The sequence below is a fragment of the Viridibacillus arenosi genome, from assembly GCF_001955655.1.
In the GTDB taxonomy this organism is placed as follows: domain Bacteria; phylum Bacillota; class Bacilli; order Bacillales_A; family Planococcaceae; genus Viridibacillus; species Viridibacillus arenosi.
This window is the reverse complement of record NZ_MSPW01000004.1, coordinates 122,812-136,098: the sequence shown is the minus strand read 5'-3', so window position 1 is coordinate 136,098 and position 13,287 is coordinate 122,812. Positions and strand designations below refer to the sequence as shown.

The following is a 13,287-nucleotide window of genomic DNA, read 5'->3' as shown; positions in this document are numbered from 1 at the left end:
AACGGATTTGTTTAATAAATTATATAATATAAGTTCTTTACTTAGATTTAATACTAATTTAGAGCATTTATTTAGTAATACTAACCATCAGTTCTAAACAAATTCTGAACAAAATGTGATGTGCTGGACAATTATTATTTACATTATTAGTAATTAACAACTGTCTAAATATTAAATCAGAAATACTAAAAACCCTAACTTCTGTAGAAGTTAGGGTTTTTAACAGTATTTTATAGTTAACATTTTCATTTAGCATTAAAAGCTAATTGGCGCATCTTCCCTGATTCATTTTCTTTATAATAAAGTACTTTACTTTTTACATACAAGTCTACGACATGAGTGGATTTTATTTTAGTTTTATTTTGACCATTTAACTTCACTTTATATAAATAACCACCATCAGAATAATTACTATAGTAAATCCATTGGCCATATACGGCTAAGAAAGGTGCTCTGTCGTTGACAACTTTTAATTGCTTATTACTTTTTTTATCCATCTTAAATAACTGATCATTTTTGTTATTTGAAAAATAATATGTTCCACTTTTTTCAATCACGTTCCCCATGTTGTGGAAATATCTGTATTTTCCACTATTTGCGTTCGGAAACTCTTTTTCTTTCCAGCTATGATCTTTTTTCAATTGTGCATTACTTAGTAAAAAATAATGATAGTTGACAACTCCAGTTTTGTTTGGAATTGGATCATCCCAAGTCGTATCGATATGATAGTACTCACCATTAATCTTCACCATGTTCCAAGAGTGGCTCTCGCCTTTACTACTTCCCGTAACAACTATTGTTTCCACTCCTACATTATTTAAAAGTAGTTGCATTGACTTTGAATACCCATCACAAACGGCAACTTTATTCACTAAAGCACCAAAAACTTCATAAGAATCTCGGGAAACCTTATCTTTTCTATGGTTTTTGTAATCATATTTTACCGATAAAACTAGATAATCATGAATAGCCTTTATCTTTTCTATATCACTCATATTTTTTTTTATTTTTACATTTATTATACGCTTTACTTCAGCATCAATTTTGTTCTTCTTTTTAAGAATACTTTGTTTACTGCCATCATATTTAAATTTGATTGTTCCAGTTGAGAATGTAGTTGCTCCATTATAATAAAAAATTTCCGGATGATCCTCAACTACCTTATTTACGATTGCCCCAATTTCTTCAGGCCTTACTTCGCTAGAATTAAAATATGTACTTGCTTCTACATTTTGCAAGCTTTTGAGAATATTATTATATGTCTTTTGTTCTTCGTTACTAAAAGATTTTGTTGAGATAGTGCTCCTTGCAAAGGTTTGCATAGGAAAGATGCTTGCTATTAAAATAATTCCTAGAATCACCTTCATTAACTGTTTCATCTATACCATTCCTAACCTTTTCTTTTCTCTAATTATATTAAATATAGTTCTAAATAAGTATCCGACATTAGTTATATTGACTCCATCCTGAGTAATTCATCAGTGAATATATGTATCTATAATAATAATGCAAATGTTTAAATTCCGGACTAAATACCTATAAAATTACCTTATTATCTATTCGTTTCCTAAAATAAAAAGAGGACTATTAGTGGTGAATTCCCACTAAATAGTCCTCTTTCCCTATGCCTTTGTACTTCTTCTGTTATATAAAACCCATAAACCAAACAGGATAGCTAAAATCCCTGTAAATAAGGTACCTGCTGAATACTCTACACCTGTTTGTGGAAGTAATTCACTTTCTTTTACGCTTCCCAGATTATTTGGCTTATCCTCATTTTTATTATACCCAGAATTATTCGCCTTACCTGTATCACTCGGTTTTCCTGGTGTGTTAGGATTACCCGAATTGTTTGGTCCTCCAGGATTATTTGGATTTCCTGGTTTGCTCGGTTTGCCTGGTTCTCCTGGTTTGCCTGGTTCTCCTGGTTTGCCTGGATCAACTGGTTTGCCTGGTTCTCCTGGTTTGCCTGGGTCAACTGGTTTGCCTGGGTCAACTGGTTTACCTGGGTCAACTGGTTTACCTGGGTCAACTGGTTTACCTGGGTCAACTGGTTTACCTGGGTCAACCGGTTTGCCTGGATCAACTGGTTTGCCTGGATCAACTGGATGTTTGTATTCATTTGTTTTTGTTAAGTCCAGTATTTCAATTTGTTCTTTTTGAATAGCAAATTCTATCGGCTTGCTATCTAGTATATAACCAGCTGGAGCTTTTGTTTCAATAAGTTGATAGAATCCTTCATCAAGATTCTCTTCATAAATTTCACCATTTTTATCTGTTATTAGTTTCTCTTTTCCACTAACAACGGTATACTCATCTGTCTCTAGCTTTTTATACATCAATTTGAATTCTGCATCTTTTAATACGATTTTAGAATTATTTGCATCTACTTTTTTCAGTTTAAATGCTCGGATAATTTTGTTGTTTTTAATTGTTATTTCTTTATCTGATTTGTCTAGAGTAACAACCACATTACTATCCTTCGAATCAATTGCGTAACCATTTGGAGCAGTGATTTCTTTTAATGTGTAATTATCATAAGGTAAGTTTTCAAATACTATCTTACCTTTTGCATTTGTTGTTTTTGTATCGACTAAAGAATTTTTACTGTCGTAAAGTTCAAAGATTGCACCTTCTAATACTTTACTAGCATCTGCCGCGTCCACTTTAATGACTGAAAGGTTTCCTTTGCCTCTAACATTTTCTTTTTTCACTACTTCTACTTTAGTTTGATCCTTCTCAATTGTGAATCCAACTGGTTCTCCGTCTAATAAATAATGTTTAGGTGCTTGTGTTTCAACAAACTGATACTTACCAGGTTCAAGATTATTTACAATAATTTTGCCGTCTTCATCTGTTGTTAGTGCTGTTTTAATTGTCTTATATTCAGTACCTTGCTTTTGTTGAAGGTCAAATATCGCGCCTTGCAGTGTCGTAGCGGAATTATCCTTATCAACTTTTATTAGCTCAACAGCTTGAATGATTCTATTATTGTAAATAGTTTCTTCGTTAGCGCCACTAATCTCTATTTTTTTTGTATCATTAATACCTACAACATATCCTTTAGGGGCATGATCCTCTTTTAATAAATAGTTTCCGTAAAGCAATTTTTCAAACTTCACAGTACCATCTTCACCTGTAGTCAACGTTTTGATGACCACACCACTGTCCTCATCGATTAGTGAGAATACAGCTCCTGGAAGAGGTTTTGTTTTATCATCAGCAGCAAATTTCTTTACTTCTAGACTTCCAACTTTACCTTCCCCTGTTCCTGAACCTGTTGTTTTTTTAACTTCAACAACGGCTTTAGATTCAGTTGTTTCCTCTGAAATTTGGTCGCCTGTCAATGTAATATCGTTATTAATCTTAGCTCCCACTTTATCTAAAATAAGTGACTGATATTCTAGAATATAAGGAGTGTCAATTGAATTCTTAAAGGTAAGCTCAAAGAAATCCTTATCGCCCTCTCCCTTTTTAAATTCAATTTTATATTGGTCGTGTTCTAATTCTTTTCCTTTTGTAACGTTCCCTTTTTCATCAACTGTAGTAGCGTATAGATGGAAGGAGTTTTCGAGTATAGATTGGTTACCACTTGGATTATCTGTTAATTTTACATTCGATACGCTTGATTGCCCGAAGTTAATATTAACCTTCCAATTAATAATCTTACCTTTCTGTACTCCTGATTTTTTAGTATATTCGCCTCCATGTTGCACGGATACACTTGCAGTAAGATCAGTTACTTTATTCCCGTCATTATATAGTGTCGCAGTGTTACTATATTTATTTTTAATAAGTGAATCTTTCAAACTTGTTTTATATGAAATTAAATAAGGTTCATTAATTTCATTATTGAAAATCACTTTAAAACCTGGTTTACTACCAGGATTCCACTCAACTGTATAATCTTGACCTTCTACTAACTCTTCTTTATTTGTGCCGTTTGCTCCACCCGTTAAAGACATTTTATATACTTTTAATGAATCCTCAACAAGTTTTTGATTGTCTAAAATGAAATCTTCTACATAGGCATTTGATAGTGTTTTAAGGTTGTAATTTACACCGATATTCCATGTTATTTCTTTTTCTACAGCATTGTACGAGCCGTTTTTAAAACCGTTTGATTGTGTATATTCATCTGGCGTAAATTTTGCCGTTGCTTCTTTTGATTTATCTTTACCATCTTTATCAGTCCATGTAAGACTGACATTATTTTCTAAATAATTTAAAGATTTATCATCACGATTTTCATAATTAAATTTTGTTTTATATTCAATTACATGTGGTTTATTAATTTCTTTTGTAAATTCAATTGTGAATCCATTACCATCTTTATCTTCTTTTAATGTGTAATCTTCACCTTTTTTAAGTTCATTTCCAGGTGTTGTAATTTTAAGTGTGTCCGGAAGTAATGTTAGCCCTTTATTTGTAAATGAGTCTACAAGTTTAACGTTTTTCATTGAATGACTATCTTGGTTTATGGAAATCATCCATGTTGCTGTTTTGTCTTTATAATCTGAGCTTACATAATATTTTTCTAGTATTTGTTGGTAAATGGTCTCTTTTCCTGTTCCTTGTCCACCATTACCAGATGTCACTTCATTTATGATTTCCTCGCCATCATAAACACGATTATTCGCTTTTGTTTTATAGACAATTTTATATGCAGCATTTATTTCTTGTTTAAACTTTAATTCAAACCCATTTTTACCTTCTGTTGATTTTGGAGTGAATGTATAACCAGTTGATACTGCTTCTGATCCATTTTCATTACCATCTTCACCAATTTTCACTTTTTCAACTTTAAGAGAAGCATCTACAAACTCCTGTGTATTGTTAAAAAAGTCTGTTAGAATCGCTTTCTCTGCAGGAATTGTTTTTTCATTGTAGTTGTACTTGATTTCCCACGTAATTGTTTGTGTTGCTGGGTCGTACCCTATTGATTTTTTTTCTAACGTTTTCCCTCTTCCAACGCTTACTGTTGCACTAGCCGATTGCTCATTAAAGTCTGTACCTGATAATGTTGCTTCGTTTTGATACTTCGTTCCATCAGAATCTATGATATCCGTTGTGTATTCTACACGATAAGCTGATTTGATGTCCCCTAAATCTATTTGGAAATCTTTATCTCCTGTTATTTTCCCAACGTTAAATCCGGTTGTAACTTCTTCCCCTTGCTCAACGCTACCATCTAAATGTGTTATTAGTTTATACACCTTTATAGAATTAGCTTGTAATAATTGCCCTTCTTGGATAGGATCACTAAGCTTAGCATTTTTAATAGAATCAAGGTTTTTATTAAAATCAATCGTCCAATTAATAGTTTTTGCATTGTAGTTTTTATCTGGTGTTCCTTTTTTATCAATTGCAGTACCATTCGGATTGTAATTAATAGGAATATCAATAGAATCTTTACCAGTAATAGGTGTTACTGTAACTATTTTTTCATCAGTAACCACTACTTTTTCACTTATTTTTGATAAAACTTGTAGTGTCCCTTTAATATCTGAATGGTTTTCTATGAATTTATTAAAAGTAACAGTAGCTACCCCGTCCATACCAACCGAAAAGACCCCAATGTCTTCTCCATCGAACCTAAGTGGTGCATTTTTCACTTCTTCATAAACAATTAGTTCTTTTGGCAAATTAAATTTGAATATCGCACCGTCTGTGTAGCCATGATTATTTGGAAGTACATATTCGTAATCTACCGTAATAATCGATTCACGATCGACACTTTCTATTTCCTGGCCTTCCTTGTTTTCAAAGGTTAATTTTGCACTCGTTAAGATATTGTCTTTTATATCTGTGTTTGTCGTTTTATTATTTTCTTCTTTTCCTTTTGAATCATCTGTACCATTTTCTTCTGTTGTTGATTTTCCATCTTCTTCAGAAGTGATTCCGTCAACTTCTTTAAGTAATTCTACCTTTTTTCCATTTTCAACTTTTGTATTCTCTACTGCCTCTTCTGTAGAATCGCCAGTAACTGTTGAATCAGCTTCAGGTTGGTTAACAGTGATTTCCTGTTCCCCAACGATTTCTATCGTACCAGAACCACTTTTCGTCTGATTCTGTAAGATTTTCACTTGAATTTGGTTACCCGAAACTGTGTATGAGCCGATTTCTGTCCCATCAATTAGTAATTTATTTGTTTGAGATGTACCTACCTTAACCCCTTCAGGTAATTGAAAATCGAATACTGCTGCCTCTTTCTTATCACCAGCATTAAAATGCCAATTATACTTAACCGTCGCTGTCGATTCTTCTTCCGAACCTTTGATTATTTCTGGGGTTCCTAAAATAAATAATTGCTCGTTATTACTATTTGCATTTGCAGCAATTGGAGTTAAAAAACTATTCACGAGTAATAGAATCATCATTGTTATAAAACCAATCTTTTTCATACTTACCTCCCTATTATTTAACCTCATCATTTTTCTGCACCATTTCAATTCTCCCGATATCACCTTATAATCTTAATGTTTCAATTAACTTTTTGCTCGGGTTTAACATTCCTTTTTCACTAAATAAGAACGAGTCAGGGGTACACCTGATAATACAATGGCATTTAACTTAGCTTATTTTTTTAAGCTATTTATACTATCTATTTCCCGATTAATCCACCTTTCTCCTTTTCTATTTATTATTAGCTACTTCTTTTCGGGACTAATTCGTAAAACTTTTCTAATTTAGGAATGGTCTATGCCATTATAACCTCTTGTTCTGAACAAATTCTGAACTTGAAAGATAAATGAGACTAAAACCCTATAATAAATATTAGATATAATATATTATTGATTAAACGAAAAAATTTTAATATTTTATCAAATTTAACTAAGCAAAAAAAAGGTATATATTTAGTTATAAATTATGAATTCACAGATTTTTAACAACTAAGAAAATAAAATCCAACTAATTCTTCACAATATTAAAAGAGCTGTCTCTAAGTCAAAAAATGACTTGTGAGACAGCCCCTATTAATGAGAAAAACATTCATTATATAAATCTACAATTTCTCTAGGTATTTTAATGCCTAATTCATCTACGAGATTATTCGTAATTGTTTCGTAAAGCGCTTTTATCTTTTGTGTATTATTTAATTGTTGATAATGTTTCATCAACTGGTGCATGATCGTTTCATTATACATATCTAAAATCAGCATTTTTTCCAGACACTTTTCCACTAATGCGTTTTGATCTATTTTACTTTCTGTACTCGTTATAAATTTTTCGAGATATAGTAGAACATCCTGTTTTATCCATTGTTGGTATTGAATTGACCATGGGTAGACGTCCCCTTCCAAATAATCTCCACTATAAAGTTCGAGTAACCTTTCTACCTTTAAAGGATGCATGTCCTCTGTTTGTACAATTTGCATTAGTTCAAGCACATCACTTGTGAGGGGCACAGACAGTTTATAATGATCATTTACTAATGTAATGGAATTTTCCACACCAATATCTTTTATAGCTTTTCTCAATTGGTAAACAGTTGTATGTAATAATGTCACAGCTTTTGTAGCGTCCATTTCTGGCCATAATGCCTCAACAACATTCGCCTTATGAATCGGATTTTCTCTATTGTGCCATAAGAAAATGAATAATTCCTTTACTTTTCTTGTACGCCATTTCACTTCATTTTGTTGATAATCTTGTAGTGCAAAGCTACTCATGAAGCGAGCATACAAAACTTTGTGTGTTTGCTCAGAAAGACCTTCCCTAGATTTATATAAAGTAATTCTTTCTTCAACTTTTTTAATTGCCTTTCTTAACCGCGTCATATTTACAGGTTTTAACAAATAATCAGACGCGTTCACTTCAAATGCCTCTATTGCAAATTGAGGATGCGCCGTTACAAAAAGCACGTCTATATTACTGTACCTTTCCATTACTTTCTCAGCAAATTCAATTCCGTGCATTCCCGGCATTTCCATATCTATAAAAATAACATCCACCTGTATGTTAGCTAATTCTTGCAAGGCAAGAACCGGATTTGTATATTTCCCGACAATTTCAATTCCTTCTATATTACTAGTCATAATCTCAAGCACTTCTAAAGCAATTTCTTCATCATCGATTAATAGAACTCTCATCATTTTCACCCCCAGGTACAATTATAGTTATTTTCGTTCCTTCACTTTCTTTACTTTCTAATAAGAATGATGATTTTTCAATAAGTTTTAGCTTTCTATATGGGTTTAAAAAGCCTAATCGTGTACTCCGCTCATTCATTAACTCATATTGCTTTTGAATAGGGATTCCTACGCCATCATCTTCAATCACTATTTTGACACCTACAGTAGTTTTCTCTATCGTTACTTTTACTGTCCCGCCATTAGACTTTTTGGCGATGCCGTGCTGAACTGCATTTTCAACAAGTGGCTGAATGGTCATTGAGGGGATAAGTGCTTCTATCGTTTCGTCGATCTCATATTCAATATTTAATCTATTACCAAAACGCATCTTTTCAATGGATAGATAAGCTTTCACTAATTCTATTTCATTTTCTAATGGGATTAAGCAATCTTGACCATTAAAATCTAATTTTGCACGGAAATACGTAGACAAATATTGTAGCGCCTCCCGCGTTTTCTCTTCATCCTTATAACTCAATCCTATAATCGTATTAAATGTATTGTATAAAAAATGTGGTGTAATTTGTGCAGATAAGAAATCTAATTCATTTTTCACTGCTTCCCTTGAAGATTCTTTCATTGATAACAATGATTCTATACGGACTTTTAATTCTTCAAGATTAATTGGCTTTTGTAAAAAGTCATTTGCCCCTCCTTGCAAGGAAATTATCAAATCTGATAATTGACCAGCTGCCGTTAAGATGACAATTGGAAGCTCGAGTAAACCATGTTCTTCCCTCACAATTTTACAAACTTCAAAACCTGACATATTTGGCATCATTAAATCTAATAACATTAAATCCACGGATTCATTTCCCATTATTTCAAGGGCGTCTACACCGCTTTCAACTGCAATCACGGTATAGTCTAAAGATCGTATAGAATTTACCAATATCTTTAAATTATCATGATCATCATCTACTACTAAAATGGTATAACCCTTTTTCCCTTCAATTTTCACCGGTACATCCAAGAATGCTTTTGAAGCCTCTTTATCTTTTATTGCCAGAAGCATACTATTTTTTTCAGTTGGAAAATATGCTGGTTTCTCCACCGCTTTAAGCTGTGATTCGTTCGCTAAAGGAATCGTAAAAGTAAAACACGAGCCTTTTCCGATTTCTGAAGTAACCCAAATGCGCCCACCAGACACTTCCACTAGTTGCTTAGTAATACTTAACCCTAGACCAAGACCTTCAGATTCAATTCCTTTTACTTGATATAATGAGTCGAAAATTTGATTAATATGATCTTCCTCAATGCCTATGCCTGTATCTGTAATTGAGATGAACATTTCTCCATTCTGCACTTTTGCAGAAAGTGTAATCTCGCCATATTTCGTGTACTTAATAGCATTGTAAATAAGATTAAAGAAAATCTGTTTTAACTTGTATTCGTCTACATAGATTAATGGTAGATTAGATGGAAACATATTAACTAATTTTAACTTATTCGAAGTCGGTATTAGATAAAATACCTCAGCTATAATCTCTTCAACAATATGAACATTGACCGGAGTAGGTGAAATATTTACTTCCCCACGCTTGATCTTTCCAGCATATAATAAATCCTCTACTAACTTCGCTAACCGTTTACCAACGGTGTGAATTAAAACAGCGACTTCTTGTTGTTCTTTTTTTAGTGCCCCTTTATTACCTTCCATTAATGATTTAGAGAGATTAATAATACCGTGTAATGGTGTCCGTAATTCGTGAGAGCTTTTCACTAAAAAATCATCCTTAAATTCATCAAAACGAAGTAATTCCTTAGATAAACGATCTACTTCTATAAAAGCACGCTGGTGACGAAAACCAATTAAAGAAGATAAGCCAATTACCATTGTTAAAAACAGAAACACGGGCTCATATTTAACTTTTATTTCAAATAAAAAGTTTAATGCAATTAAAGTTCCATAACATGCAAAAGATGTAACTATCATTAATATATACTCAGAACCTTCTGCTTTTTTTATTAAAGCCGCCTTCAGTAATATATATACGATGTATCCATAGCTTAACCCTAAAATGAAAACCATTACTATTTTCTCGACCATAATAGGAGGAGTTACTAACAACAATATAGGATTTGGTATTCCCTCTATAAACACCTCAACAATTAATAAGCTACATAAAAATATGACAACTTTTTTATTTGTATATTGTTTAAAAAATTCATATATAAATAACAGAAAGAATAGAATTGCTAGATGAAAAAATGTGAATTGGAAATACGACCTATCAAGCAAAGATAAATTCGACATTTTTATAAAAAATAATTGCTCATTTAACGTAGTAATATAAAATCCTTGAAAGAGGCAAAACAAACTAAAGTATAATTCATATAAAATTCTTTTTCGTTGTAAGTAGGTTACTAAATACATAATAAACAATAAGAAATAACCTGCAAAAAGAGCCGTTTCCAACATTACATCCATTGTTTTTGATATTTCAATGTCCTTTGAAGTCCCAAATTTTATTGGAGAAATAATGCCAGCAACATGGTAATTTAGATTGGCCACTTGAATAACAACCTCTATTTCTAGGCCTTCACCAGTTCCATACGCCACATACTTCTCATTACTAAACTGATGTATTTTCATATTTTTTGAAGGGTCGCCTTTTGCACCGGCCTCTACGCCATTTATAAACAATCGGCTAGAAGATCGAATCGTATCCATTTTGAATCCGTACTTCTCGTTATTTGGCAACTTAATAAGTAAACGGTATGTACCATATTGTTCTGTATATTGGTTATTCCAATTTCCTGGAACATTAATAGTTGTCAGATTTTGAGTATATTCATCATAAGTATGCGGGTTATTGTCAGGCGTTATTAAATCTCCGGCGTAAAATTGCCATTCACCATTTAAATTTATATTTCCATCTCTTTCAAAATCCCAATTACTCAAATCTAATACACCATTTTTTGCATCAGGCCCATTCGGTTGGAAAATATTAAAGTAGTTAAAACTACTTATAATTGTGAACAAAAAAATACCGATACAAATAGCGATGAACAGCTTTCTTTTCATAACACACCTCTTTGCTAGATCAAATATGTAAGTTTGTTTCTTTTATGAATCAATTTCTATTTTTCAATTCGTATAAACCTATTGTAAATGAATAATCCATAAGATGCTTAAATTGTTAAATCATTTCAAAGAATATTCACTTTAGAATACATTTGAATATAAAAAAACTGCGCAAAGTTTAAACTCTCAACATGCCTTTCTTATAGCCAATCTACTGATCATAAAAAAAGAAATAAAGATTCAACTATCATTAAAACATTATCAATTACTCTTATCTTTACTACCAAAATGATAATAATAATTATTATTATATAAAATTTATTCTTGACTTTAATTGATGAGTAAGTTGTTTAAAAGATCTTTATTTTGTCTAACTCATATTCTCAATGATTTTTTAATACACTTATCACTATTCAAGCTATTTCATTACACTTTTTGTTCCTTTTATAATTTATTTAGTAAGTGAATTGCACTTTTTGAAACACTATATATACATAATTAACCTCCCATTATTTATAGAACATACTTAAAGATATAAATTCCTTAAAGATAATCATTATAATTTACTTTCATCTAGCAATCTGTTATATTAGTTTTGAAGAGTTCAATTGAGTTCAAAATAGGAGGCACAACATTATGACAAATGATAATAATAAAAAGTTAACAACTGCTGCTGGCGCACCAGTCGTTAGTAATACTAACTCTATGTCTGCAGGTAAACGTGGACCCCTTTTACTGCAAGACGTATGGTTGATTGAAAAATTAGCTAATTTTAACCGTGAAGTTATTCCGGAGCGTCGTATGCATGCTAAAGGTTCAGGTGCATTTGGTACTTTCACAGTAACTCACGATATTACTAAATATACAAAAGCTGCAATCTTCTCTGAAGTAGGTAAAAAAACAGAAATGTTCGCTCGTTTTTCTACTGTAGCTGGTGAACGTGGTGCAGCTGATGCTGAACGTGATATCCGCGGATTCGCATTAAAATTCTACACAGAACAAGGTAACTGGGATTTAGTTGGTAACAACACTCCAGTATTCTTCTTCCGTGATGCAATGCACTTCCCTGACTTGAACCACGCTGTTAAACGTGACCCGCATACTAACATGCGCTCAGCTAATAACAACTGGGATTTTTGGACAAACTTACCGGAAGCATTGCACCAAGTAACTTATGTTATGGGTGACCGTGGTATCCCAACTGATTACCGTCATATGCACGGATTCGGTTCACATACGTATTCAATGATCAATGCTGATAATGAACGTGTATATGTGAAATTCCACTTCGCTTCACAACAAGGTATTAATAACTACACAGACCAAGAAGCTGCTGAAGTAGTTGCACACGACCGTGAATCTTCACAACGTGACCTATTTGAATCAATCAAAAAAGGCGACTTCCCTAAATGGAAAATGTCTATCCAAGTGATGACAGAAGAACAAGCTCGTAACCACCGTTACAACCCATTTGATTTAACAAAAGTATGGTACAAATCTGAATTCCCATTAATCCCTGTTGGTGAATTCGAATTGAACCGTAACCCAGCTAACTACTTTGCTGAAGTTGAACAAGCTTCATTTGCGCCATCTAACGTTGTTCCTGGTATTAGCTTCTCACCAGACCGTATGCTACAAGCTCGTTTATTCGCTTATGCAGATGCTGCTCGTTACCGTTTAGGTGTAAACAATACATCTATCCCTGTTAATGCACCAAAATGCCCAGTACACAACTTCCACCGCGATGGACAAATGCGTGTAGATGGAAACTTAGGAAGCACATTGCATTATGAGCCAAATAGCTACGGTGAATGGCAAGAACAACCATCATATAAAGACCCTGCATTAGCACTTGATGGACCAGCAGATATCTATGACTTCCGCGAAGATGATGACAATTACTTCGAACAACCAGGTAAATTGTTCAACATCATGAGCCAAGAAGAGCAACAACGTTTATTCGAAAATACTGCTCGTAACATGGAAGGTGTTGAGTTCTTTATTAAAGAACGCCATATCATTCACTGCTACAAAGCAGATCCAGCTTATGGTACAGGTGTTGCCAAAGCAATGGGTATCGATATCAAAGAAATTGACCTTAAAAAAGAAATTCAATATCGCTAA

The 13,287-nt window shown here is 32.8% G+C and carries 5 protein-coding genes; 1 reads left to right on the top strand and 4 read right to left on the bottom strand.

Going from position 1 to position 13,287, the window contains the following annotated elements; translation table 11 throughout:
- Nucleotides 1-245 precede the first annotated feature (245 nt).
- The 4 genes from BK137_RS09455 to BK137_RS09440 form a co-directional block, all read right to left on the bottom strand.
- Nucleotides 246-1,379 (bottom strand): DUF5050 domain-containing protein, encoded by a 1,134-nt coding sequence (locus tag BK137_RS09455; RefSeq protein WP_038180571.1) that lies wholly within the window; start codon nucleotides 1,377-1,379, stop codon nucleotides 246-248.
- Between the two features lie 243 nt (nucleotides 1,380-1,622).
- Nucleotides 1,623-6,404, bottom strand: coding sequence for a collagen binding domain-containing protein (locus BK137_RS09450; RefSeq protein WP_051448589.1), 4,782 nt, complete (start codon nucleotides 6,402-6,404; stop codon nucleotides 1,623-1,625).
- A 573-nt stretch (nucleotides 6,405-6,977) separates the two neighbouring features.
- Nucleotides 6,978-8,096, bottom strand: a complete 1,119-nt coding sequence (locus BK137_RS09445; RefSeq protein WP_081730027.1) for a response regulator — start codon at nucleotides 8,094-8,096, stop codon at nucleotides 6,978-6,980.
- Entirely contained in the window at nucleotides 8,071-11,163 is a 3,093-nt protein-coding gene (locus tag BK137_RS09440; protein WP_038180575.1) for an ATP-binding protein, read from the bottom strand. The genes BK137_RS09445 and BK137_RS09440 overlap by 26 nt, the downstream gene beginning before the upstream one ends.
- A 636-nt stretch (nucleotides 11,164-11,799) precedes the next feature.
- Between BK137_RS09440 and BK137_RS09435 the strand changes: the two genes are divergently transcribed.
- Nucleotides 11,800-13,287 carry a catalase gene (locus BK137_RS09435; RefSeq protein ID WP_038180577.1) on the top strand — a complete coding sequence of 496 codons (1,488 nt, stop codon included), beginning with the start codon at nucleotides 11,800-11,802 and terminating at the stop codon, nucleotides 13,285-13,287.

Excerpts from the sequence above, each read along its gene's own strand:
- BK137_RS09455 (WP_038180571.1), bottom strand. The coding sequence starts at position 1,379 with ATGAAACAGTTAATGAAGGTGATTCTAGGAATTATTTTAATAGCAAGC.
- BK137_RS09450 (WP_051448589.1), bottom strand. The coding sequence starts at position 6,404 with ATGAAAAAGATTGGTTTTATAACAATGATGATTCTATTACTCGTGAAT.
- BK137_RS09445 (WP_081730027.1), bottom strand. The coding sequence starts at position 8,096 with ATGATGAGAGTTCTATTAATCGATGATGAAGAAATTGCTTTAGAAGTG.
- BK137_RS09440 (WP_038180575.1), bottom strand. The coding sequence starts at position 11,163 with ATGAAAAGAAAGCTGTTCATCGCTATTTGTATCGGTATTTTTTTGTTC.
- BK137_RS09435 (WP_038180577.1), top strand. The coding sequence starts at position 11,800 with ATGACAAATGATAATAATAAAAAGTTAACAACTGCTGCTGGCGCACCA.